The sequence below is a fragment of the Nonomuraea purpurea genome (assembly GCF_042650645.1).
In the GTDB taxonomy this organism is placed as follows: Bacteria; Actinomycetota; Actinomycetes; order Streptosporangiales; family Streptosporangiaceae; genus Nonomuraea; species Nonomuraea purpurea.
In genome coordinates this window covers 60,030-82,983 of record NZ_JBHSBI010000036.1, presented here as the reverse complement: position 1 = coordinate 82,983, position 22,954 = coordinate 60,030, and the positions used below count along the sequence as shown (strand labels likewise).

The window sequence follows — 22,954 nt, the reverse complement described above, 5'->3', positions numbered from 1 at the left end:
AAAGAAAGAGTCAAAGGCCATGAAGAAGGACAACAAGCTCAAACAGTGGTGGCGGAGCCGTAAATTGCCCGAGTTCCACGAGGTCGTCCTGGTAGCGGTCAACCTCGCGGTCTCGATCTTCTTCCGGCTCGGCGGCTGACCCAGGAGGTACCAGCTCCTGACCCAGCCTCCGGCCTGGTGGCCCCCACCTCCGTGGAAGGAGGACCGGTCCCGGGGCCTCGTACCGTGTCGCTGACCGGCGGCGGTACGGGGCCTCTTCCACATGCTGCCCTGGGAAGCCTCGCGGACTTACCACGACTGAAGTGTGCATGTACTTAGCACTGTACTCGCCGGATCGTAGTTGTGCTTACATCGGTTGGAAAACTGTAGAGCGAGCCTTGAGCTTACTCTCTTGGTAGAGCGAGCCTTTGGCCTACTCTCTTGGTAGAGCGAGCCTTGAGCTTACTCTCTTGGTAGAGCGAGCCTTTGGCCCACTCTCTTGATAGAGCAACCTCTTGGGACTCTCCGCTCACGGTTTCATTCCCACCCAGCTTTTCAGCCATCTACTTCTATGTCCGCATTGCCGTTATAGGTCCCGGCCCAACCCATAACCCACCACGCTGAAGACATGAGCGGAGGACAGCGGCCGCTACCGGCCAGCCGCGCGACCTCCCTGTACCCCTGTCCCGAGGCCGTGACCTGCGGATAAGACGTTAACGATCTGATGGTCTAGCTTCCTCTCGCCCCTGTAGCGAGAGGAAGCACAACCCATGGTTCAACCCCCCCGGCGTCGCCGTGGCGCTCCCGCCGTACAGCGGCCTTGAGCCCCGTCTGCCCGAAGTGCGGGTGGATCGGTGCGATCCTCCAATTCCGGCCGGCGCGCGGCCCGCTCGTCCTGCCGTGGAACCCTGACGTGCTTGTGGACGTGGCCAGGCCGGAGCGGCTCGCCCGGCATTGCACGTCGTGCGGCTACCACTGGGACGAAGCCCCGTTGGACGCGCCGCCCACCAGCCCGGACGCCGACGCCCCCCGAGGGCCAGGCCGACGAAGAGGGCCGCTCCTGATGGCCATCCCCGACCCTCCCTCCTATGCCGAGGCCACGGCCACCGCGCGGGTCTGGCTGGAGGAGCTGGCCGACAGCTTCGCGCAAGGAGTCCCCGCCGCGCCCGCCCCGCCCCACGTCCGCGAGATCTGGGTTCACCTTGACCCGCCCCCGGACGCCGTGGCCGTCCCGTCGCCCGAGTCGCCGACCGTGCCGGTCCGGGTGCCGCAGCGCCTGATCTTCGAGGCGACTCTGGACGACGGCCGGAAGGTGTCCGTGGTGCGCCACGCGCCCGACGAGCAGATGGGCAGGAACCGCTGATGCCGTACGTGAAGCATGGGGAGCTTTCACGTTGCCGGGATGTTCGGGGCTGAGCACGCGCTCATGGATGGGTGGCAGGGATGCGAGCTGGCAGCCGACGGTCCCTTCACCGCCCCGCGCGACCGGTCCCAAAGTAACTCTGTGCAGTTGAAGTAGCGGACTGTGATTGCCAAATCGCCACACCCTGCAGGTACGGTCGCCGATGAAACAGCGCCCCTACGGCCGGACACGTCCAGGGCGGAACCCTGTTTCTTAGATCGCGATCTGCACACAGGCCGCGTCCGGCGCTGGAAATCGTCGCCCAGGCGGCGGACCGCCTGGGCGAACTGGCCGACCGTCCCAAGAGTGGTTTGGGTCAGGGGACGATGACGTGGAAGCCGATGTCGCGAGCGCCGGCGGCGGCGCCGGTGCCGACGAACACATCGCGGGCGTCCCCACAGGAGGCGACGTTGTCGGGGCGGACAAAGATACTGGAGTCCCAGGGCGCGCTCTGCCACTGGACGGTGGCGACCGGGACGGTGCTGGCGGCGTTGATGTCGGAGTCGAGTCGGATGCAGTACTGGCCGACCGCGATCCTGCGGACGCCGACGACGCCCTTGGAGCGCACGACGGTGCCGTCGGCGTTGACGACGGCGGCGGCGCGGACACCTGGGCCGGAGGCGCCGCCGAGATCGGCATGTGCCGGGGCGGCGAACGCCCCGAGCCCGGCGGCGCAGGCGGTCAGGGACACCGCGATGGTCATGGTGGTCTTCTTGATGCGCGGCATGCTGGTTCTCTTTCGAACAAGGGACTGTACGGGTACAGGCTTCTCATCGGGCCGGACGATGATCGCCCGGCCATCCGAAGCCAGCACTTAATGTAGTTTTTTGGGTACCGAAAGTGACCAAGGCGCGCGGTAAAGGTGTTCCTGTAGTCCGGTGGGAATTTCGGTCGGATTTGGCTGGCCTGCACTGATACAGCCGCTACCTGGCCACGGGACGGCCGTGACGGCTTGCCTGGAAGGGAGGGATGACCAACCTCACCCTCACGCCCGTCAAGAACATGAAGTCGGGCCGGTGACTGCGCCCGCCCCCACTTCAAGATCATCCCAATGTGGGTTTGGGCTCAGTGGGCTGTCCCCGATTTACGCCTTCATGAGCGACCTGCGGATCGACGTGCGAGGCGGGCGGACGGCGTTGCCGGCGGCCGCGCTGGAGCCGACGTTCGGCCCGGATACACGAACCTGCACGGCCCCCTTGCGGACGTGCAGCCGAACACGATGAGGAGCCTGCCCGCATGAGCGAAGTCGCCGTTCGCGCAGAGCCCATCTAGGCCGTCAGGCCCAGGAAGCTCCTCACCACCGCAGCATCCTGATGCTCTCGCAACCCGCCACGCAACTCCGCCAGCGTGCTGCTGCCACGCGCCGACTCCACCCCGCCCATCAGCTCCAGCACCCGCTCGGCCACCTCCACCGCGGCGTCGAGTTCACCGAGCGCCAGATGCGCTTCAGCACGACGGGCCAGATGGATGGCGCTGTCACCCCGGTGCCCGCCCGTCCCTATCTCCCCTGCGCTGGCGTCCCGGACAGCCTCACCGAAATGCACGAGTGCCCGCTTCGGTTCGCCCAACGCCAGCGCGGCGCTTCCAGCGGCCTGATGCAGCTCTCCGGCCGTCACCCAGTACACGGCTGGCAGATCCTCGGCCGGCGCCCCAGCCTTGCTGTAGGCCGCCAGCGCCTGGTCGACCGCCCGGTAGGAGGCCGTCGCCTCTCCCGCCACGGAATGAGCGCGGGCCTTACGCGCATACAGCATCGCGATCACGCGCGGAGAGCTGATCACGCCCGCGCTGGCGAGCGCGGCTTCAAGAAGATGCAGCGCACCACGCGGGTCACCGCCCGTGTATCTGGCGTTGGCCCAAAAAGCGTGGACAGTTGCTCCGGTCGTAGTGTCGCCGGCGCTGCCGGCAGCACGCAGCGCCGCGACGAATTGCCTTTCGGCCTCGGCGTGGTAACCGCTGTCGTAGGCGCACCACCCGGCCAGGCGGCATGCCTCGGCCGCCGCGCTGTATAGGCGGCGGCCGACCTGCTCGCTGTGCGTGGTCTCGGCCAGCAGGCGGCGAATGATCCGGATCTCGGTGGTGGCCGCGTCGTAGACGTGTCCGCCGCCGAGTTCGTCGTCCAAGTGACGCAGCGCGGCTAAACGCACATCGAGCTGGGTGGCGACCTCGGAGCTGATCCGGCGGCCGACCTGCGTGGCGGCCGAGGCGGGCTCGGCGGTCCCCCACTGGGCGACCATGGCGGCCAGCGTGCCCGTTGACGCGATCAGAAAGCCCCGACGATCCACCGGCCCTCCCACTTCCCGCAACACTGTGACGCTACCCGCCGGAGTCCACGGCGACTCCAAAATCGTGCGATCGTCGCGAATCGCCAGCAGCAGCCAGTCCGGCCAGCCGCGGGCGTCCACCTCGCCCCTGGGAACCTGCAGCAGATGGGCCATCGCGTACTGGCTGGTGATGCCCGGCGTCGCCGTCCCGGAGATCCAGCGGGACACCTTCTCTCGTCGGCTCGCCATCCCGCCGTATCCCAGCTTGCTGTGCCGGTCGGCCACCTGGCGGAGGAACGAGGTGGCCGTCCAGCGCCGGTGCTTCAGCACCACGGTCAGCGGGTGACGTTCTCGTACGGTTTCCACGAGGCGACCCCTCCGGTCGGGTCACCCTTCAGTGTGTTCCGGCGCGGCTGGGTTTGGGAAGGCCTACCGGCCGAAAGGCAACAGGAGGCAACAGGTCGGCAACTGAAGGCAACACCTCAGCCCTTCCCTTGCAACGGCCGACCATTGACCCTGAGGAGCAAGCCGGTCCGCAACGGAGGAACCCGCCGGGACGGACCGGTTCGCAAACAGCCCCGCCCGGCAGGGCGGCCACCCCCCAAGTCCTGGAGGACACATGGCACCGACCACCAGCTCAGCGCTGGCCACGTTCAGTGTCGAACTCGGCGAAGAGTTCACACCGGAGTGGAACCGCATCGACGGCATCACGGTCGACGGCAACCGCGTCACCGTCGACCCCGAGCGGTACTTCTTCCGCCTGGAGAACCCGACCTGGCTCGTCATCCCCTGGGAGAAGGTCCGCGACGAGCTGCTGACGACGGTCGAGCGGACCGACACCGCCGTCGAGCAGCTCGCCCTCGACTTCGTCCGCGCTCACGCCGAGCAGACCAGCGACCCGGCGCGCGTGCTCAAGATCGGCTACCAGGTCGCCGCGCACATCTTCCGCGACGCGTACCTGAACGAGCCCGACCTGGACATCACCCCGGCCATGCTCAAGGCCCTGCGCGAGTCCACCACGATCATGGCGCTCAACAAGGTCGAGCTGAACGGGCACATCTCGAACGTGGGCCCGTGCTGGTTCTTCCCCATCGCCACCGAAGTCGTCTACGGCCTGCCGCGTAAGGAGGCCGAGGCCCTGGACGAGCTGTACCACGGCGCGTGGTTCAACGAGTACCGGCGGCGCGAGAGCATCCTCGCGCACGCCGCGCTCGGCGGCCGGCTGGTGCACGGCTGCCAGGCGCAGCCCAGCATGAAGGGCGGCTGCGTGCTCGCCTACGGCACCGACCTGGACGGCTTCCGGGCCGACCTGGAGGCGTTCGACGACGTCTGGACGGACCGCATCCTGGCCATGCGCCCGTAGCCTCGCAACCCGCCGGGTGGGGCCCTTGTGGGGGCTCCACCCGGCCCTCCCCTTGGAAGGAGATCCCCATGGCACGGTGCGTTGCCGGCCCCTTGCCGGTGGATGCCGCCTCCAACGCGACCGCCTGGAACGCGGTGGCCCTCGACGAGGCGACCAGCCCGCCACCAGACGGACTGACCCGATTCGAGTGGACCGGCTGGCCAGGCCGCGGCCCCGGGCTCGAAATCCTTGGCGACCTGACCGGCGCCCGCGTCGCCGAGCTCGGCTGCGGAACCGGTGAACACGCCGCACTCCTGCCCCGGCACGGAACCCGCCAGGTGTACGGCGTGGACGTGGCCGACGCGCGCATCCAGCAGGCCCGCCGGCGGTGGCGGCACGTGCCGGGCATCATGTGGCTCAGCGGGGACGCGCCCGCAGTTCTGGGCGGCCTGCCCCCATTGGACGTCTGCTACTCCATATACGGGGCGTTGTGGTACGCCGCGCCCGCCCGTGTCCTGCCCGCCATCCACGCCCGGCTGATGCCGGGAGGACTGCTGGCGTTCTCCGCGAACGCGCCCCGCGCCGGCGAGCCGTCCGGGCAGCGTGCCGACAACCTCGCCATCAACGGGATGCGCCTGCCGGTGATCTACTACACGCACACCGCCGAGGAGTGGCGGCAACTCCTGCTCGCGCAGGGATTCACCGACATCAGCTTCGTCCATGTCACCGCACCTCAGAGCGGCCCGTACAAGACGCTCGTGGTCACCGCCCGCCGCCCCCACAACTAGGCGTGCACCGCTGCGGCTTCCACGGATGCCGGGCGATCTGCGCGCAAACTACACAACAGCCATGCCAGCAGGCCAGCGCCCGCGAGGACCGCGCCAGCGGCCGTGAACGCCAGCGCCGGCGCGGCGGCGATGAACGCGGGCAGCACGAGCATGCTGCTCATGCCGGCCACGTGCAGGCCAGTCAGCTCGACGGAGAAGATCCGCAGCCGCTCCGGGCCGGGCAGGAGCGAGATCCTCTCGGTGAGGGTGACCGAGTTGACCGGGGTGAGCAGGCTGGCCAGCACAGTGACGGCCACGACCTGCCACACCTGGTCCGTCACCGCATACGTGGACAGCAGGGCACCGCGCGCCGCCCAGATCAGGCAGTAGCCGGTGGGGAAGCTGGACAGTTTCGGCAGCGACGACAGCAGATTCCCGGCGAGCGCACCTGCGCCCATCGCGGTCAACACCATCCCGTAGGCGGCCGGGCCGGCGTGCAGGCGGGAGGTGATCCAGATCGGCAGCCCAATCGTGGCCACCGTCGCGCAGAACTCGCCGAGCGCTGACAGCGACAAGGCGTAGGCCAGGCGGGGCCGGAGGCGCAGGATCGTCCGCGCCCGCGCCTCGCCGTTGTCCTCGTCTGGTGGCGCGGCGGCGGGTGCCGTGGCATGCCGGAACCGGTTCGCCAGCCACGTGAACGCGGCCCCGGACACGAGGAAGGTGGCCGCGTCCAGCAGGAAGAGGTGCTCGGCGGGCATCCACACCAGTAGCACGGCGGCGCTGCCGGGGCCGAGTACCCATGTGAGCTGCTGCGTCAGATTCATCAGCCCGACCACCGGCCGGACCTGATCGGCGGGGACCAGGTCGGGGACGAGGCTGCTGAGGCTCGGGTTGGTGATCGCGTCGGCACCGCCGAGGAGCAGCAGGACGGCCAAGACACCGTACAACCCGATGGAGTCCCACAGCCATGGCATCGACCCCACCACGGCGACCTGGGCGAACTCCACGCGGGCCAGAGCCCGGTATGAAGCGAATCTGGCGATGAGCCGTTTGCCGAACACGCCGACGACGACGTGGGGGATGTATTCGGCCACGACCACGAGGCCCATCGCCACGGCTCCGGCTTGCTGCCACGCCGTCCAGGTCAGGGCCAGGGTGAAGAACCGATCCCCGAACACGCTCAGCGTCTCGGCGAGCCACAACACCAGGACGGGCCGGTGTCTCAGCAGTCTCAGGTACCCCATTGGCGTGACTGTAGGTGGTGGAAGCCACTTGGATGAGTGAAACGCCTACTCGCGCTGTGGGGAATTTTGCAGGCCGTGAGGCGCCGGGCCCTCGCCGCCTCACGGCCTGCGCCCCAGGGTGGACGGACCCCGGGGCAGGGAAGCGCTGTGGGCTCGCAAGGGTGGGCACACCACAGCGCGAAGATCAGTTGGGCGGGTACGCCTCGTGGGCGACGCAGCTTGGGCCGCCACATGGAGGTGTGCCGGTGCCTGGCATGAACGGCAGGTAGGGACGCACCAGTTCGACGGGCCAGCATGCGGCCGCCGCCAGGAGCATGTGCCCGGTTGCGTCGCTGCCCCATTGAGCGGTCCGTAGTTCGTGCTTCCGCCGACGCGCTTGGCAGCCTGCGCACATGCGGGTTGGGTCCCTCTGGGTGAGGCGTGCCCAGGCCGCTTCTGTGGCGGGCAAGCTTTTCATGGTGCCCACGGCCCAGACGATGATGACCACATCGCTGAGGACGATGAGAAGCTTGATCACGAGGATTTCCTGTAGGTCATGGTCGTGGGGCAGATGTGGGACGACGATGATCGTTCGCCGCTTCACAGCGGATGGCCACCCGGAACCAGGCAGCCATGAGGTCGGATACCGCAGTTCAAAGGAGGGGTGCGGCGGTGGGATCTGCGGCGGCAGAGGGCTCAATCGGGCTGGGTGCCGACGTCGCTTTCCGCTCGTTCGTGATGCGGATTTCCAGCACCGCAGCGGGAGCCGCCAGCTCCAACACGTTGCCGCTGCTGGGGGCTTTTCGTCTCCGACAATTGAGGTAGGCCTGAAAGACGGCATTCATCGCTGTGCCTTCGTGTAGTGGACCGGCCGCGCGTTCGAGAGCGAGGGGTGCGGTCCCCTGACCGCCACGCAAGAGCGGCCAGCCCTGCCGGGCACACCGCCGGGGAAGGCGCGCGGCCAGGGGACATGGAGCTCGCCGCCCACAAACGGGAGTCCCGCCGTGGGCGACGAGTACCGGACCAGGCGGGCCACAATGGCGGCGAATCCGACGCGCAAGGCCCGCCCAGTAGCGCGCGGCCAGCCACCACGTGTGAGCGAGGTCCGACCGGCCGCACCAAGACACGGAGGAGCCGTGAGCCTGCCTGGCCTGGCCCTGTCCGCGTCTCGTCTCATCACCCGCCCGCCCTCCATAGGGCGTCGGGGAGCTGTTCCGCGAGGAGAGGGGGCGCCGGGACGCGTTCGGCGATGGCCAGGCGTCGGCCCTCGTGCTGGGTTTCGCGCATGAGCGGCCACAACTCGTGCGGCGTCCGGCCCATGCGGTAGACGCCGCCCTCGTCCCAGTGGCCACAGTAGAAGGCGGTCAAGTGCTGCCCGCTGGCCCCCCACATCACCAGCCACCAGTGCCCGACTGCCTCCTCGATCGTGGCCGCCCACCAGCGGCCGGTCGCCAGGTCGGTGACCAGGTTCACGCTGCCTCCTCTGCGGTGGCCGCGTACGAGCCGAACCCGGCCACCGCGGCGACGAAGTGCGGCCGGCCCACTTGGCGCGGTATCGGATCAGCGGGCCGCCAGTCGGACGCCTCGACCAGGCCCGGCTGCAAGAGGCGCAACCCGGCGAGGAACATCGACCGGATCTGCCAGAGCGGCCGCGTGTACGCGGAGATCAGGAGGTCATCGCGGGCGTGGGAGAAGATCAGGTAGCCCGCGGGGAACGCGGCCATGTAGCGGCGCAGGACGCCGCCCGGGTCGTCCTCGTTCGGCCAAACGTGGCAGAGCGCGGTGGCCACGATCCCGACAGGCTTCTTGACGTCGAGCAGCCCCCTGACGTGTGACAGAACCACATCAACGTGGCGGGCGTCCGCATGCAAGGCCATGGACACGCCCGGCACCGTGAGCAGCGCCCGGCCAGACACCGTGACGGCGGGGTCGTTGTCCACGTACGCCACGCGGGCGTCCTCGTGGAAGCGCCGCGCCGTGTCGAGCGTGGTTTCCACGCCCTCCTGCGGCAGACCACATCCGAGGTTCAACCACTGGGTGGTGCCGCCCTGCGCGGCTGCCTCCGTGCCACGGGTGACGAATTCCAGGTTCGCGCGGGCCGCCCAGTCATGGGCTTTGCCCGTCAGTGTGATGCTGGTGCGGGAATCCATGGTGGTCGGGACCCTTCACAAAGGTGAGAGACGGACAGGTTGGCTTCAGCATCGTCTCCGCCCCGTGAGGGACATCACCACGAGCCGAGCAGGGTCATCGTGGACTTCCCCGCGTTTTTCGCCGGACTTGTCCGGACTTCCACGCTGCCGCAGGAAACTGGCTGCTTTCAGCGTGGCCTGGACGGCCCTACCGTGAGAGCAGGAGCTGTCGCGTCCGGCAGGAGGCCAGCATGGATCAGACTGTGCTGAGGCAACTCGCTCAAGAACGAGGGCTGCTGCCCCACAGCCGGTTCCTTCGCGCCTATCAGGAAGAGGGGGAACGCCTCGGTCTCGGCTGCCTGTGGATCGGCCAACGGCAGTGGAAACGCTGGCTCGCAGGGGACCTCCGCAACAAGAAGCCGTACCCGACCGCCAGCGAAGTGCTGGAAAGCATGTTCAAACGGCCGGTTGAGGAACTGTTCGCGCCGGCATCGAGCACCGACGCATCACAGGCAGGCCAGGCGCAGCAGAGAGCCCGCCTGCTTATCGCGTCCGTCGAACGCCCCAGGGGGATGTACCAGATGATGATGGAGGCCGCCGACCAGTCGCGAGAGGCTGCGGCGGAAGCAGAACTCGAACTCGGCCAGGCGACGATGGAGCAGCTTCAGGACGACGTCGTGGACCTGGCACGCACGTACCTGCTGCGTTCGCCGATGGAGGTGTTTCCGCTCCTGGTGGTGAAGCGGGACCAGATCCTGGAAAAGAGAGACGAGACCCATAAGCCTGACCAGCTCAAGGATCTGAACTTCCTGGTCGGCGTCGCGTCCGTGCTCCTGGCTGAAGCGTCAATCGACCTCGGGCAGACCCGCGCAGCCGTTGAGCACGCTCGCGCGGCCTGGTCGTACGCGAACTCGATCGACCACGCGCCGCTCGCGGTGTGGGCGCGCGGCATGATGGCCACAAGCGCCTACTGGTCCGGACAGCCACGCGACGCGGTCACCGCCATCATCCGCGCAGAGCAACACCACCCAGTGGGGATCGCGGCGGCGCGCGTCCACTCGATCGCAGCCCGCGCCTACTCCCACCTTGGAGACACCGAGCGGACGATCGCAGCGATCCGCGCGGCGAAGGACGCCCGCGCGGCTGACGAGGGCGGAGACGAACTCCAGGAGATCGGCGGAGTGTTCGACTGGGATCCTGTCCGGGAGCAGCGATGTTTCGGGTCGGCGCTGCTGCAACTGCTCCAACTGCGCCGCAACGACTTCGAGCCGGCGGCCGTGGAGGGCTTCACGTCGCGGGTGCTGGAGCACACACGTGCGGCGCTCGCCGTCGCTCAAGGGCTTCCGCAGCATCTGCGGTCAACGGTGGTGGAGTCCACCATCCTGATTGAGATGGCGACCGCATTCGTCATCCTCGGGGACCTGGTGAATGCGCGGCAGACGATGGATGCGGTGCTGGGGCTGCCGTCGGATATGAGGACGTTCCCGGTGGTGCACCGGATGCGGGGGCTGCACGCGCAGTTGTCTCTGGCGCAGCAGACGCAGCAGACGCGGACGCTCGGCGCCGACTTGACGGCGTTCATGGAGGCGGCCGCCATCCGTGCTCTTCCCGCCGCCGACAGCTAACCTGCGCGATGGTTGGCCCACGCCGCCAGAACGGCCGCTTCCCGCTCCGGAGTGATGCCCAGCTCGGCCGCGCGCTCGTGGTCCAGCGTTGGGCCGGAGCGGAGCCACTCCCATGTGTCCGCCACCGTCTCGGCGAGGGGGCGGCACGCGAGGCCGGCGGCGCGGGCGCGGGCCGCGTCCACTCGCCACGTTCCTGGGTACGGCCGCCACAGCGGCAGTTCCGTCCACTCGCGCACGCCCTCGGTCTGGAGGAAGGTGTGGGGTACCCACTCCAGAACGACGGGGACACCGGTTGCGTCCTGGCACGCCTGAAGCAGGTTGCCGAACGTCGCAGACCCGATCGGAGCGGCCAGGTTGCAAGAGCCCGCCATCTGCCGTTCAGCCGAATCGAGTGCGAAGCGGGCGACGTCGCGCACGTCGATCGGTTGAATCGGCCAGTCTGGGGTGCCGGGTGCGAGCACCATGCCGCCCTCGGCGATGCGGCGCAGCCACCACGGGATACGGCCGACATACTCGTGGGGGCCGATGATGACGGCTGGCCTGAGCAGCAGCGTACGGTCGGCGCCGAGAATGCGGGAGACCGTCTCCTCGCATCCGGCTTTCTCCCGCCCGTACTGGTCGGCGGGACTCTCGCCGGGCGGGCTGGACGGCGACCAGCGGCGGACCGGCGATTCGTCAGTCAGCGGTTCCGTGGGCCAGCCCCGGTAGACGTTCACGGTGGACACGTACACGTAGTGGTCCACCTGGTAGCGGAGGGCGGACGCGGACGTCTCGACCAGGTTGGGTGTCATGCCGCTGGTGTCGACGACTGCGTCGTACGGGCCGCGCTGCGCCAGGTCGGCGAGGTCGCGAGCGTTGGCGCGGTCCCCGCGGATCGCCGTGGCACCGGGCACGTCGTGGCCGGACTTGCCTCGGGTGAAGGCGGTCACCTGGTGGCCTCGCTGGAGAGCCTGCTCGGCTACGGCGCGGCCGAGGAACCAGCCGCCCCCAAGGATCAGCAGTCGCATGGCCTGATCCTTGCCTACGGCCGCGTGCCCCGGTAGGGGATCGCGATGATCCATTTCAGGCTGGCGAGGAGGAACGGAGGGGGACGGTGAGGCGTTTGAGATTCGGTCGGCGTGTCGGTCGGAAGATCTCCCATTGGGGATTCGGAATCCGATATTGTCTGGCCGCATGAGTGGACTGCAGACTGCCCGTCGAGGGCCTGGCCGCCCCGCGAAGGGCGGCACCAAGCGCAGCATTCGGTTCATGAACGCCGAGGCTTACAAGCACGCCACTGAGGTGTGGGCGAAGCTGGGCTTTGACGACTTCTCGGCCTACGCCGACTTCATGTTCAACATGGCGTACGGCAAGTGGGAGGAGTACGGCTTCAAGAACCGCCAGGAGGCCACGGACTTCCTGTTCGCCCTCCAGGACGGCGCCGAGGTACCGCCGCCGCACCTGCGCCACAAGGCGTACGCCGGCGAGCAGGCGACGCTGCCACTCATCGAGACGAACGCCGCGTAGCACCGCTACGAAGCTCACCGGAGGAACGCTTAGACGAGGAGAGGTAGACGCCGAGGACGGCGTCCTACAACGCCACGAGGGCCCCTGCGCGCTTATCAACTGTCCAGGAAGATTCGCGCAAGGACCCTCGGAATAGCCCGCCGGCTGAGGGCCCGCCTTTGGCGTGCCTGAAGCCGGTTAAGAAGCCAGGAGCCAGAGTATCAACAGGCCCTCGGCTCTGCCACTCATACCCGAATCCGGCGTGTCCTATTCGGGCGAAACTGGCATGGCCGATCCGAACAACCTCATACCTGCCCCACGGGGGGCGCAACCGGGACATGGCGTCCTGGACGCTGCCAACACTTGGGCGACGTTCGCGAAGCGGATCGCGCCGAACGACCGTGTACGGCTCGCCGTCAACGGCCGCGACTACCTGCGCCGCGACGAGCGGAAGCTGACCGTCCGCCAACCGGCGAACGTCGCCGCGGTGTACGTCTACCACCACGGCATGACGCGCTGGCTGCCCGGCGACTTCGACATCGCCAAGGCGGTCACTGCGGGCGCCGCCGACCCGGCCGCCCTGGTCGAGCAGGAGGCGGCCGACTTCATCGCGCTGCTCGCCCGGCTTAGCGGCGACTGCATCGCCGACGTCGCCCCCGCCGGCGGCCGCCACGTCCTGGTGCCGTGGTCGACGCCGCGCTACGCCCACGAGATGCGGCGCCTCGCCGAGGCGTTGGCCGTCCGGTACGTCACGTTCGACCCGAAGCCCGCGCAGAACGAGCGGGAAGGGCTGATCACCCCGCCCGGATCGTGGCACCGCCACGGCGGCTACCGGCGGCTCACCACCACGGTGGAGCACGCCCTGTGGGTGTGCGACAACCCCAACGGGCCCGACGTGTGGAACGCGCTGCACGACGCGCTCGCCCCGGAACTCGAGTCCCTGGAGCTCCAAGCCGCGCCGGATGTACCTGGTGACAGCGGCGTTACCGACGCCGAGGTGAAGCCTCAACGGGCCGACTGGGCGACCGATGAGCACGGGCATGATTGGCTGCCCCGCCCGGACGGCCCGCTTCCTCGGCTGTCGCCGCGCCTGGAGGAGATCGCCTGCACCGGCCGGTACGACCGGCGCCAGTACGACAGCCCCTCGGAAGCCCGCCAGGCGATCATCGCCGGGGCGGCCACCTGCGGGTGGCAACTCGGCCACGTCGCCGAGCACATGCGTTCCGGGCGCTGGCCCGGCCTAGTCGACTTCTACGCCCGATACCGAGATGACCAGGCACGCGCCAAGGCCCTGCAGGCGGATTGGGAAAACGCCGTGATCTGGCTGCTTGAGCGGAGCTTTGGCCGCGAGCACCACACAAGGGAGAGAACTCACGGGGGGGTCACCAAGATCACGGTGGAGGGGGTGCCGATCGACGTGAAAGACCCGACCACTGACCGGGAGAAAGCGGTCGGGGAGCTGCAGAAGTCTCGCGGCTGGTACTCCGCCCTGTATGCGGCGGTTCGGGCAGGCAGGTGGAAGGGGAAGAAGGGCGTCACCGTACGGCGGGTGCTGCTCGCCATGCTGAAGGCCGCCCAGCTCAAAAGGTGCATGACGATCGCGTTCGGCGTTCGTCACCTTGCCCTGCTGGCCTGCCTGGATGAGACGACCGTGGCGCGGACGCTCCGCATGCTCAGAGAGGAGCCCGACCCCTTCATCGACTGGATAGCCGAACACCGTGGCGAGCGAGCGGCCATATACGGGCTGATCGTCCCCCAGGCGTACGCAGAGGCGGCCGCGTGGCGGCGATGGGTGCCTGGCAGGCTCGGAGGTATCCATCCTGTCTTCAGGGCTTTGGGGGCGTCGGCCGCGTTCGTGTACGAGGTGCTCGGGGTCGAGCCCATCCGCACGTTCGACCTGCCCGGCCTGGCCGGTCTCGGCACGACGGCGGTGAACGACGGCCTGCGGGCGCTCGGGGAGCACGGCATGGCCGTGCGCATCCGCGACGGCTGGGTACGCGGGCCGGCCGACCCGGGCGCGGTCGCCGACCAGCTCGGCGTACCGGAGACGATTGACAAGATCATGAAGAGGTATAAGGAGGACCGAAGGCTCTACAAGATCTTCCTGGACATCGTCGAGGCGAACTTCCCGCCCGAGGTCGAGGAGGACGAACCGGATTTCCCGGACGAGGTGTACGCGACGCTCGGCCCGCCCCGCTGGACCATCCTCGAACCCCACGGGCCGCCGCGCCGGTAGTTCACCCCTTCTTTCCGCCGCCGCGGCGTTCGGCGCGCAACTGCTCCAACTCGGTGCTCAGCTCCTGCACCCGGCGTTCGAGTCCGTCCCGCGCGGTGCGCTCGTCGTCCAGTTTCGTGCGGACGCCTGTCAGCTCGGCGGCCAGGCCGTCACGGGCGGTGCGTTCCCGGCCAGCGTCCCGCTCGGCGTTGTCGGCGCGCTTGCCGTTCGCGTCGTTGGCCAGGGTGAGGGCGTTGACCTCGGCCTGGTGTGCTTGGGCGAGCGACGCCCGTTCGCGTTCGGCGTTCCGTTCGCTCCGTTCGAGCTGTTCGCGCGCCTCGGTCTTGGCCTGTTCGAGCTGTTCGCGGGTGCTGGCCGCAGCCTGTTCGGCGCGGGTCTTCGCGAGGTCGGCCTCCTGGACGTGCCGGTCGGCTTCCTTCTGGGCAGTGCGGACCGCGTCGGCCGCCCTCGTCTTGGCCTGCTCGGCTTCATCGCGAGCGGCGGCGGCGGCCTCCTGGGCCTGCTGCACGTCGGCGTCCGCCTGTTCCCGTACGCGTAGGGTCTCGTCTTCGGCGTTGATCGCTCGTGCGTTTGCCTCGCCGACTTGCTGGTCGGCTTCGTGCCGGGCGGCACGAAGCGTGGCGTCGGCCTCGGTCTTGGCCGTCTCGATGGCCTCTGCCGCCTCCTTACGGGCGGCCTCGACCTGTGCGGCCGACGCCCGCTGGACCTGTTCGACTTGCTCACGGGCAAGACGCTGAGCCTCGGCCACCTTGGCGTTCGCGTCCCGCGCGGCCGTCTCGATGGCCTCGGCGGCGTCCCGCTGTGCGGTCTCCTTCTCCTGCTCGGCCTGAGCGGCGCGTTCGGATTCCGCGTCGGCGCGAGTGAGCGCGTCCGCCGCGATCGACTCGGCCTCGGCCTGCTGCGCCTCGGCGGCGTGTTGGCGCTGCTCGGCCAGGCGGCGCCGCTGAAGTTCCTGTGCTGTTGCCGCCTCGGCCTGCGCGACTGCCTTGTTGGTGTCGGCACGGACCGCGTCCACCTCGACAGTTGCCGCGTCCAAGTCCGTCACCGTGCGGTACTCGACGTGGTAGCGGGCCAGGTCCTCCTGCAACTTCCCCATGCCGGCGACGATGCCGCGCTGTAGCTCGCCGAGCCGAGTCAGGCCCATGGTGACCGGCCGGTTGAAGTCCTCGGGCGTCGGCTCGGTCGCGATGCCGGCCTCCTCCTTGCGGAGCCGTACCCGTTCGCGCAGTGCGCTCTGCGCGTTGTGCCCGGGGTTCACACAGTATTTCGGCTTCGGGCCGGGCTGGTTGGGCGGCTTCTCCTCCGGCGGGGCGGGGCACTTCGGGAAGTTGCACGTCTCTGTCGCCTCGGCCTCGGGGGCGGCCTCCGCGGCTGGCTCGGTGGTCATGCGCCACATCCTTCCGCAGTTCGGGCCGCGTGTCTCCTGGTTGCCGCCGGGCGCGCCGGAATTTATCTCATTACATTAATTCGTTCATGGTGTAACGAATTAATGTAATGAGATGCAATGAATTACTGTCCGATTTGGGCGTTTTGCGATCTTTGGCTCGCCGGGCGCGACGTTAGCGCTCGAATGTGCTTCCCTCTCCGGGGTGTCGGGCGAAGATCGCCGAACTCGGGGCCGTCAAGGGGTAGAGGGATCAATAAATGACCCTTATACTTCTAAATGTGATCCGACGAGTTAGCGGTAACTCGTCGGATCACGATCAGGCACGTAGCCCCAGGAAAGAAAGGGTCCCCCTGTGACCATCACGGCCATCGCCGCGCCCGACGACGACAACCCCGACGCCGTCCGCCTGCTGTCACTCCCTCCGGGCGTAAAGCTCCCCCGGCTCGCCGACTACGCGGTGCCCGCGACCATGCCGGACAGCCCGGAGAGCATCCGCCTGGAGGCGCTCGCGCTCGCCAACCTCGCCATCGAGAGGGACCTCGACGAAGGATTCGACGGCACCCCCGAGGACGCCGAACGGCGCGAGTCCCACCTGCTCCACTTCCACGCCATGCTGGCGGCCGCCACCGCCGACTTCGGCGACATCAACATCGCCGTCACCGAGCGCCAGGCCCGCGAGATCGCGAACGCCGCCCACGACCTCGGCCGGAACCCCGCCGCCAAGGTGATCGAGCTCGACCCCGCCGTCATCTGGAACCTGCTCGACGCCGCCGGGCACGGCGAGCACGGCGGGTGGACGCACGACCCGCGTTGGCCGGAGATCACGTGCGCCTGCGGTGACGCCGTGCTCCGGATCACCGTACCGGCTGCTCCGACCACCAGGTAGCCCCTGATGGTGCGCGGCGCTTCCGCCGTGGCGGGAGCGCCGCCTACCAGCGGCCCGGCCTCCGAACGCTACCGGCGGTTCCTCGAACTCGACCGGCCCGGCGTCAAGGCCGAAAGCATCGCCCGCGAACTCGGCACGTCCATACGGACTGTCGAGCGCTACCGATCCGCATCCTCCCGCTCCCCCGCCTCCGACCCCTCCCCCGCACCGACCGAGGAGCCTCCACCCGTGCCCGCCACCACGCCCAGGTTCAGCCTGCGCCGCCGCCAAGGGCTCGCTGAGCGCACCCTGGAGGCCGCCCTCACCATGGCCGTGATGATCAGAGACGAGGATGCCGCCGCGTGCCATGCGTTCGTCCAGTCGCTCCCCCGCGATCAGCAGGCGGCCCTGCCGTACGTCCTTGCCGCGCTCGTGCCCGTGGACCGTCCCCGTGACGAACTCCTGGAGTGGATCACGTGGGACGAGCACGGCCGCCCCATCCCCGGCGTTCCCGTGCCCACTGGGGTCCCGCTGTGCGTGACCCGTCGCGTGCCCGCCACGCCCGCGACCGCGAAGCGGCACCGCGACCAGCGCCAGCCCTTGTGCGACCCGTGCCGGGACGCCGAAAGCACCTACCGCCGCAACCTCTACCAGGCCAACAAGCGGCGTACCCGCGCCGCGTGATCTCCGAAGGAGAACCGATGCCGCTCACCACCAACGCTGGCCGCGCCGCCGTGGTGCTCACCACGGCGGCCGCGTTCATGGTCGCCTGCTCCAGCGACCCCGCGCCCGCGTGCGCCGCCGTGGCGTATGGGCCGCCCGGATCGTCCAGCAGCAACAGCAGCAGTTCCCGATCCAGCACCAGCAGCAGCACGAACACCGGGCGGACGAGCACCGGCCGGACCCAGCCGCAGACGCGGACGCCAGTCCAGCCGCCGGCCACGGTCAAGCCCGTCACCCCGCCGACCAGCCAGCCGTACCGGCCGGTGCCGACGACCAGCATCGTGCCGAAGTACGTGCCCGCCAAGCCGAAGACGGCCACGCCCTACACGCGCAACCCCTTCTACAGCTACCCCGCCCAGCAGCCGCCCGTCTGGCGCGGTACCTACCGGCAGTACCCCGGCTACGTCGGCTGGTACCCGGTGTACGTCTACCCGGTCGGCTACGCCGAGGAGTACGACTGCACGATGACCGGCGTCGAGGGCGCCCCGGCCGTCGACGCCAACAGCGACGGCATCCCCGATGACGCGGCGGCCGACTGGTGAAGTACGAGCCCATCCCTGACGGGGAACGCCCCGGCGCCGGCCTGGTGTGCAACCTGTGCCGTGCCTCGGTTGAGGTGCGGCCGTGCTTGGACCACGTCGAGTTCGGCACGGACGCCGACTGGTACGACGCGTTCGGCGAGTGCGGCCGGTGCGGTCGCGACGGCTCGCGGTGCGATGGCTCGTGCGGCTGCCGATGCGCCCACCTCCACCCGTCCGGCGCAACTCCGATCCCCGTGATCGACGGTCAGACCTCGCTGAACCTCCGGTCGGCACCGACCACGGTCGCGCTTCGCCACCCGGCGCGACTCCGGGCTATTGAACTTCCCACGCGGTAAGTCCAATTCGTCTCGATCACCTGAGCTGGCTCGCGGGCGGCGCCGGACTCGACCCCGCCGCCCGCGAGCCCTCCAACCGACAGGAAGAGGCCCGCAGTGACTCTCACGCCCATCGACTCCCCCGCTGTCCTGGTGCCGCGCCTGATCGCCCACGAGGAGATCCAGGCGCGCAACATCGTGGCCCGCTTCACCATCGCCGGTGAGGCCGTGACCAAGGGCAGGCCCCGCTTCGCCAGACGCGGCAAGGGCGTCCGCACGTACACCCCCGCGGATACCCTTGAGGCCGAGGCGGTTGTCGCGGATGCGTTCCGCGCGGCGGTCCCCCACCACCAGCCCGACAAGGAGTACACGTACGGTCTGCTGGCCGTGTTCTGCGTCGGCAACCGGAAGGTCCGCGACGTGGACAACCTGCTCAAGCTGGTCCTCGACGGGCTCAACAAGATCGCATGGCACGACGACGCCCAGGTGGTCGAGCTCTCCGGTCGGAAGATTTACGACCTGGCCAATCCCGAGAACGCCCGCAGCGAAGTGGTCATCTACCAGGTAGGAGAGGTGCCGAAGCCGTACCGGCGGCCGAAGCGGCGAGCGGGCTGATCCCGTTTCGGAGTTCCCAACGATATAAACAACCCTTACAATCGACGGTGTGCGCAGCGGAGTGCACACCGCCCGATCTTTGTGAACGGGAGGAAGCAAAGCCCCAGGAACAGTAAGGACCAGCATGAACACGACACTCCCAAAGGACGTCCAGGCCACGGTCGACGCCACGAAGCGCGCCCACGACGGCGTCACCGAGGCCGTCAAGAAGAACCTGAAGGCCGTGCAGGAGCGCAACCTCGCCTCGCTCGTCTTCGCCAAGACACACAAGCAGCCGGTGGCCACCGCCAACCAACTCGCTGGCATCCAGGCGATGACGTTCAACGAGATGGTCCGCGATGCGCCCGTCCCCAACATGCTGCCGAAGATGACCCTTGCGGCGGCTGAGGAGATGATCACCACCTCGGCTAAGGCGGTCACCGACACGGCGCTGGAGCAGGACGAGGCGCGCGAGCGGCGCATCCGCGGCATCCTCAAGCTGTCCCACACCGAGGTGGACGGCAAGCGCCTCACCAACGCGAAGATCGCCCGCCTGACCGGTCTGTCGCCCCAACTCGTTGGCAAGGACCTGAAGACCGCGAAGGAGCGCGACTACAGCCCAGACGACGACATCGAGGCGGCCGAGCCGAAGGCCGTGCCTGCGGCGGCCATGGCGGAACGCCTCGGCACAACGGTTAAGCAGCTCATGGGCAGGCTCGACGCCGCCCGGCGGCAGCGCATCCAGATCGAGGGCACGAGCGTGAACCCCGGCGGCCGCGTCATGCTGTTCGACGTCGAGGCGTTCCCGGCCTGGTACCGGGGCCACCGCCTCCACTGGGTGACGCTGGCCGAGTTCGCCGATAGCAGGGGCGTTTCCTTCCACGACTTCTACAGTCGGCTTCGCACCGCGCGGGCCAAGGGTCTGGAGTGGGAGACCAGCGACGTACTGGGTGGGCTGACGCTCAACGACCCAGAGGCGGTCGCCGCCTGGTGGGACCCCGTGGCGAAGTACGAGGACGCGGTGCTGCACGGCTGTGACGAGCATGGCCGGCGCAACATCGCGGGCATGATGGCGCTGCTCGGCCTGTCGGAGAACCAGGTGGATTGGACGGTTCGCGGCTGGCGCGAGGAGGGCGACCTGCCCGCCCACGTTATCGACGAGCGCGGCTCTCGCTGGTTCGAGCCGCTGCCGTTCGTCGCCAAGCTCCGCGGGCTCGACACCGACCAGCTCGGCCAGAGCCCGGCCGCGCTGGGGCTGACCGCGCGAGTAGTCGACGCGCTGCGCGAGAACGAGATCGGCACGGTGGAGGAGCTCCTCCGGCGCCGGCCGGAGGACTTGGCGAAGCTGCCGGGCCTGGGTGCGGCCTCGGTGAAGACGATCGAGCGCAAGGTGTCGGAGGCTGGGTGGGTATTCGTGTAGCGGCTGCTGGCCAGGCTGAAGCCCCGGTTGGACGTTAGTCTGCCGGGGCTTCACCATGCCGGGCCGTGATCACCAGCCCCGACACGCATGTCTGTTCTCGCCACCTGGTGCCCGAAACGGGCGCGGGCGCCGCCGAGTTGTCCGCGCCCGGGGCCGTCACCGCCGGGCGGCCGTCGTGGCGTTGACGATCCCGACCGCGATCAACCCGCCGGGTGACGCGAAGTCGCTGCTCGCGAACAACATGTTCATCGAGCTGATGACGCTGCCGCCAGAGGATCGGCGGCTGGTCTTGGAGGACCTGGACGACGCCGAGGCCCGCCAGGTGTACGCGGCTGCGTACCGGGTGGCCGGGACCAGCTTCGCGATCTGGGAAGACGACCCGGTCGGGTTCGTGGAGCAGGTGCTCGGTGCGGCGGTCTGGTCGGTTCCGCGCCGGTTCATGACCGCGCTCACCGAGCACAAGCAGGTGGCCGTCCCGTCCTGTTTCGGCAGCTCCAAGACGTTCTCCTGCGGGCAACTCGTGCTCTGGGCGTCTCTGGTGTACCCGGTCGGCACCAACATCGTGGTCACGCTCGCGCCTCTGTGGAGGCAGGTTGCCCGCCAGCTCTGGCCGGAGGTCCGCGCGGCGCACACCCGCGCCGGTCTGCCAGGCACGATCGATACGGCCCAGTACAAGCTGCCGGACAAGAACGGGCTCGACACCGTGGTGGCGTACGGGATCGCCGCCGCCCCCCATAACGAAGCCGCAGTTCAGGGTATACATAGCGCCAATTTGCTCCTGGTGGTGGAGGAAGCCGGCGGCATCGCGCCGACGATCGGCAACAACCTGGCCGGTCTGCTCGTCGGCGAGGGCGCCAGGATGATCGCGATCGGGAACCCGCCCACGGACGAGGTCAACACCTGGTTTGAGAAGCTGTGCGGCGACCCCGAGGTGCTGACGATCCCCATCCCGGCGTGGGAGACGCCGAACCTGACCGGCGAGAACTTCGGGGAGTGCCAGTCATGCCCCGGTAGTGGGCACAGCCCGGCCAAGCACATGGTGGACAGGGCGTGGATAGAGCGGACCACCCGCGTGCACGGGCCCAAGTCGAACTATGTCCGCGCGAAGATCGACGCCAAGTTCCCGAAGGGGCTGACGAACGTCGTCATCCCCGCGGAGTGGGTCGAGGCGGCCGTCGAGATGGACGAGCCCGAGCTTGCTCCCGGGTGGGCGCGGCTGCGAGACCTCGGCCTGGCCGACGAGGACGGCGAGTGGCTGGTCCAGTCGCGGGCGTGGGTGCGGCTCGGCGTCGACGTGGCGAGTGACGGCGGCGACGAGCTCGTGGTGGCCAGGCTCGTGGGCGACCTGGCCACCGTGGAGCACACCAGTTCCGGGCCGGAGAACGCCGACCCGGTGGCGGTGGCCGGCGTCATCTTGAAGGAGATCTTGCGGGCCGAAGCTCTCGCGCAGGCCCTCGGCAGTCCTCATCCGGTGCGGGTGAAGATCGACGGTAATGGGCTCGGCTGGGGTGTGGCCGGGCTGCTGGCGGCGTGGGGGCGGGAGGGGAAGCACGGCGCGGAGATCGTGGCCGTGCTGGTGTCGGAGTCGCCGGGCCGGGAGCCTGACGAGGCGACGCTGCGCCCGTTCCTGAAGCGTGACGAGATGTGGTTGGCCACGCGGGCGTTGGTGCGGCCGGACGAGTACGGGATGACGCGGCTCCGGTTGCGGGTGGACGAGATGACGGCCGGGCAGCTTTCGGCACCCAAGCTGTCCACGCGCTCGTCGGGGCACAGCGTGGTGGAGTCGAAGAAGGAGATGCGCAAGCGGGGCGTTTCGTCGCCGGACCGCGGGGAGGGGGTGCTGCTCTCGGTGTACGAGCCTGCCGAAGAGGATGAGTGGCGCATTCTGGCCTGACTAGAGATTCAGGTAGGGACGCTTACCGGCGGGTTTCGGTTTGCCCGTATGCCAGATTGTTACCGTCCAATGCTTCGCGGCGGGTGTCACTCTCAGTGGCCTAAAACCCTTTACCGGCGCAGACAGTGATCGTTACCTTTTGAGCCGTCCTCAGCCGAAAAGTTGAGGATTGAAATGCTTCCCGACCGTCTGCGCATGTAACTGTCGAACTGGCCTGTTTCGCCGGAGAGCACCCCGCCGCCTCGGGGCTCTCAACGGGGGCGTGCCTGCCAGAGACCCAGCTACGTGCCATGTCCTCGCTGGGAGAGATAACCATATGAAATACCCGCCGGGCCACGTGTGGGGGCTCGCGTTGATCTTGGAACCGGCCGACACGGAACTCATGTGGCGGCTGGCCGACAAACCCTACGTAACTCTGCCCGACGACCTGCAGCACTTCCCCGATTACGCGGAGAACGGGCTGGTCATCGAGGTACTAGACCGGCTGTGTGTGAAGTGCTGGCGGCGCTTCGATCTGTGCGTCTGGCAGGCGTGCGAAGCCGACACCACCAACGGGGACCACCTGCGCGGCGGCGACGACAACGAGCGCGCCGGCCGCAGCAGGCCGAAACCGGGGACCACCGCCAAGGAGATCGCCGCCAAGCAGGCAGCCGCGCGGGAGCGACGCGAGCGACGCGAAGCTGCTCGCACGCGGCGGCAGTCGCGCGAACTGGTCGCCCTCATGCAGGGCAGCCGCATCACCGGGCTCAGCTAGCCCGCATGACGT

At 68.7% G+C, this 22,954-nt stretch carries 20 protein-coding genes; 13 read left to right on the top strand and 7 right to left on the bottom strand.

Annotated features, from left to right (window positions below; all coding sequences use genetic code 11):
* Nucleotides 1-892: 892 nt before the first annotated feature.
* Nucleotides 893-1,342: a hypothetical protein gene (locus ACFOY2_RS46000; protein ID WP_379534479.1), complete on the top strand. Its 450-nt coding sequence runs from the start codon at nt 893-895 to the stop codon at nt 1,340-1,342.
* Nucleotides 1,343-1,697: 355 nt separating this feature from the next.
* Here ACFOY2_RS46000 and ACFOY2_RS45995 read toward each other — a convergent pair whose 3' ends face one another.
* On the bottom strand, nt 1,698-2,108 hold the full coding sequence (locus ACFOY2_RS45995) for a hypothetical protein (protein ID WP_379534478.1): 411 nt from the start codon (nt 2,106-2,108) through the stop codon (nt 1,698-1,700).
* Nucleotides 2,109-2,649: 541 nt separating this feature from the next.
* On the bottom strand, nt 2,650-4,008 hold the full coding sequence (locus tag ACFOY2_RS45990) for a hypothetical protein (RefSeq protein ID WP_379534477.1): 1,359 nt from the start codon (nt 4,006-4,008) through the stop codon (nt 2,650-2,652).
* A gap of 253 nt (nt 4,009-4,261) precedes the next feature.
* On the opposite strand from ACFOY2_RS45990, the gene ACFOY2_RS45985 reads away from it, so the two are divergent.
* Both ACFOY2_RS45985 and ACFOY2_RS45980 read left to right on the top strand, forming a co-directional pair.
* Complete coding sequence (locus ACFOY2_RS45985) at nt 4,262-5,005, top strand: hypothetical protein (RefSeq protein WP_379534476.1); 744 nt, start codon at nt 4,262-4,264, stop codon at nt 5,003-5,005.
* Between the two features lie 68 nt (nt 5,006-5,073).
* Entirely contained in the window at nt 5,074-5,772 is a 699-nt protein-coding gene (locus ACFOY2_RS45980) for a class I SAM-dependent methyltransferase (protein ID WP_379534475.1), read from the top strand.
* On the opposite strand, the gene ACFOY2_RS45975 is transcribed toward ACFOY2_RS45980, so the two are convergent.
* The 3 genes from ACFOY2_RS45975 to ACFOY2_RS45965 form a co-directional block, all read right to left on the bottom strand.
* Entirely contained in the window at nt 5,769-6,995 is a 1,227-nt protein-coding gene (locus ACFOY2_RS45975) for an MFS transporter (protein ID WP_379534474.1), read from the bottom strand. The two genes, ACFOY2_RS45980 and ACFOY2_RS45975, sit on opposite strands and share 4 nt — an antisense overlap.
* A gap of 1,155 nt (nt 6,996-8,150) precedes the next feature.
* The gene (locus ACFOY2_RS45970) at nt 8,151-8,447 is read right to left on the bottom strand and encodes a hypothetical protein (protein ID WP_379534473.1); all 297 of its coding nucleotides are present in this window, start codon (nt 8,445-8,447) and stop codon (nt 8,151-8,153) included.
* Nucleotides 8,444-9,124 carry an SAM-dependent methyltransferase gene (locus ACFOY2_RS45965; RefSeq protein WP_379534472.1) on the bottom strand — a complete coding sequence of 227 codons (681 nt, stop codon included), beginning with the start codon at nt 9,122-9,124 and terminating at the stop codon, nt 8,444-8,446. The genes ACFOY2_RS45970 and ACFOY2_RS45965 overlap by 4 nt, the downstream gene beginning before the upstream one ends.
* 230 nt (nt 9,125-9,354) lie before the next feature.
* Here ACFOY2_RS45965 and ACFOY2_RS45960 point away from each other — a divergent pair, with 230 nt between their 5' ends.
* Nucleotides 9,355-10,728 carry a hypothetical protein gene (locus ACFOY2_RS45960; protein WP_379534471.1) on the top strand — a complete coding sequence of 458 codons (1,374 nt, stop codon included), beginning with the start codon at nt 9,355-9,357 and terminating at the stop codon, nt 10,726-10,728.
* Here the strand turns inward: ACFOY2_RS45960 and ACFOY2_RS45955 are convergent.
* Complete coding sequence (locus ACFOY2_RS45955) at nt 10,725-11,735, bottom strand: NAD-dependent epimerase/dehydratase family protein (protein ID WP_379534470.1); 1,011 nt, start codon at nt 11,733-11,735, stop codon at nt 10,725-10,727. The two genes, ACFOY2_RS45960 and ACFOY2_RS45955, sit on opposite strands and share 4 nt — an antisense overlap.
* 241 nt (nt 11,736-11,976) lie before the next feature.
* Between ACFOY2_RS45955 and ACFOY2_RS45950 the strand changes: the two genes are divergently transcribed.
* Both ACFOY2_RS45950 and ACFOY2_RS45945 read left to right on the top strand, forming a co-directional pair.
* Nucleotides 11,977-12,234 carry a hypothetical protein gene (locus ACFOY2_RS45950; RefSeq protein ID WP_379534469.1) on the top strand — a complete coding sequence of 86 codons (258 nt, stop codon included), beginning with the start codon at nt 11,977-11,979 and terminating at the stop codon, nt 12,232-12,234.
* A gap of 265 nt (nt 12,235-12,499) precedes the next feature.
* The gene (locus ACFOY2_RS45945; RefSeq protein WP_379534468.1) at nt 12,500-14,449 is read left to right on the top strand and encodes a hypothetical protein; all 1,950 of its coding nucleotides are present in this window, start codon (nt 12,500-12,502) and stop codon (nt 14,447-14,449) included.
* A gap of 1 nt (nt 14,450) precedes the next feature.
* Here ACFOY2_RS45945 and ACFOY2_RS45940 read toward each other — a convergent pair whose 3' ends face one another.
* Nucleotides 14,451-15,836 (bottom strand): hypothetical protein, encoded by a 1,386-nt coding sequence (locus ACFOY2_RS45940; protein WP_379534467.1) that lies wholly within the window; start codon nt 15,834-15,836, stop codon nt 14,451-14,453.
* Nucleotides 15,837-16,188: 352 nt separating this feature from the next.
* On the opposite strand from ACFOY2_RS45940, the gene ACFOY2_RS45935 reads away from it, so the two are divergent.
* The 7 genes from ACFOY2_RS45935 to ACFOY2_RS45905 all read left to right on the top strand — a co-directional run bounded on the left by ACFOY2_RS45935 (nt 16,189) and on the right by ACFOY2_RS45905 (nt 22,942).
* The gene (locus ACFOY2_RS45935; protein ID WP_379534466.1) at nt 16,189-16,722 is read left to right on the top strand and encodes a hypothetical protein; all 534 of its coding nucleotides are present in this window, start codon (nt 16,189-16,191) and stop codon (nt 16,720-16,722) included.
* 6 nt (nt 16,723-16,728) lie between these two features.
* Nucleotides 16,729-17,385, top strand: a complete 657-nt coding sequence (locus ACFOY2_RS45930; protein WP_379534465.1) for a hypothetical protein — start codon at nt 16,729-16,731, stop codon at nt 17,383-17,385.
* A gap of 17 nt (nt 17,386-17,402) precedes the next feature.
* Nucleotides 17,403-17,966: a hypothetical protein gene (locus tag ACFOY2_RS45925; RefSeq protein ID WP_379534464.1), complete on the top strand. Its 564-nt coding sequence runs from the start codon at nt 17,403-17,405 to the stop codon at nt 17,964-17,966.
* 431 nt (nt 17,967-18,397) lie between these two features.
* Nucleotides 18,398-18,895: a RusA family crossover junction endodeoxyribonuclease gene (locus ACFOY2_RS45920; RefSeq protein ID WP_379534463.1), complete on the top strand. Its 498-nt coding sequence runs from the start codon at nt 18,398-18,400 to the stop codon at nt 18,893-18,895.
* Nucleotides 18,896-19,019: 124 nt separating this feature from the next.
* Nucleotides 19,020-20,294 carry a DNA-directed RNA polymerase subunit alpha C-terminal domain-containing protein gene (locus tag ACFOY2_RS45915; protein ID WP_379534462.1) on the top strand — a complete coding sequence of 425 codons (1,275 nt, stop codon included), beginning with the start codon at nt 19,020-19,022 and terminating at the stop codon, nt 20,292-20,294.
* Nucleotides 20,295-20,469: 175 nt separating this feature from the next.
* The gene (locus tag ACFOY2_RS45910) at nt 20,470-22,188 is read left to right on the top strand and encodes a hypothetical protein (RefSeq protein ID WP_379534461.1); all 1,719 of its coding nucleotides are present in this window, start codon (nt 20,470-20,472) and stop codon (nt 22,186-22,188) included.
* A 316-nt stretch (nt 22,189-22,504) separates the two neighbouring features.
* Entirely contained in the window at nt 22,505-22,942 is a 438-nt protein-coding gene (locus tag ACFOY2_RS45905; protein ID WP_379534460.1) for a hypothetical protein, read from the top strand.
* The last annotated feature ends 12 nt before the right edge of the window (nt 22,943-22,954 follow it).

Coding starts and splice junctions, on each gene's coding strand:
- ACFOY2_RS45945 (WP_379534468.1), top strand. CDS start 12,500: ATGGCCGATCCGAACAACCTCATACCTGCCCCACGGGGGGCGCAACCG.
- ACFOY2_RS45975 (WP_379534474.1), bottom strand. CDS start 6,995: ATGGGGTACCTGAGACTGCTGAGACACCGGCCCGTCCTGGTGTTGTGG.
- ACFOY2_RS45915 (WP_379534462.1), top strand. CDS start 19,020: ATGAACACGACACTCCCAAAGGACGTCCAGGCCACGGTCGACGCCACG.
- ACFOY2_RS45950 (WP_379534469.1), top strand. CDS start 11,977: ATGAACGCCGAGGCTTACAAGCACGCCACTGAGGTGTGGGCGAAGCTG.
- ACFOY2_RS45985 (WP_379534476.1), top strand. CDS start 4,262: ATGGCACCGACCACCAGCTCAGCGCTGGCCACGTTCAGTGTCGAACTC.
- ACFOY2_RS45980 (WP_379534475.1), top strand. CDS start 5,074: ATGGCACGGTGCGTTGCCGGCCCCTTGCCGGTGGATGCCGCCTCCAAC.
- ACFOY2_RS45925 (WP_379534464.1), top strand. CDS start 17,403: ATGCCGCTCACCACCAACGCTGGCCGCGCCGCCGTGGTGCTCACCACG.
- ACFOY2_RS45905 (WP_379534460.1), top strand. CDS start 22,505: ATGAAATACCCGCCGGGCCACGTGTGGGGGCTCGCGTTGATCTTGGAA.
- ACFOY2_RS45930 (WP_379534465.1), top strand. CDS start 16,729: ATGGTGCGCGGCGCTTCCGCCGTGGCGGGAGCGCCGCCTACCAGCGGC.
- ACFOY2_RS45960 (WP_379534471.1), top strand. CDS start 9,355: ATGGATCAGACTGTGCTGAGGCAACTCGCTCAAGAACGAGGGCTGCTG.
- ACFOY2_RS45965 (WP_379534472.1), bottom strand. CDS start 9,124: ATGGATTCCCGCACCAGCATCACACTGACGGGCAAAGCCCATGACTGG.
- ACFOY2_RS45940 (WP_379534467.1), bottom strand. CDS start 15,836: ATGACCACCGAGCCAGCCGCGGAGGCCGCCCCCGAGGCCGAGGCGACA.
- ACFOY2_RS45955 (WP_379534470.1), bottom strand. CDS start 11,735: ATGCGACTGCTGATCCTTGGGGGCGGCTGGTTCCTCGGCCGCGCCGTA.
- ACFOY2_RS45995 (WP_379534478.1), bottom strand. CDS start 2,108: ATGCCGCGCATCAAGAAGACCACCATGACCATCGCGGTGTCCCTGACC.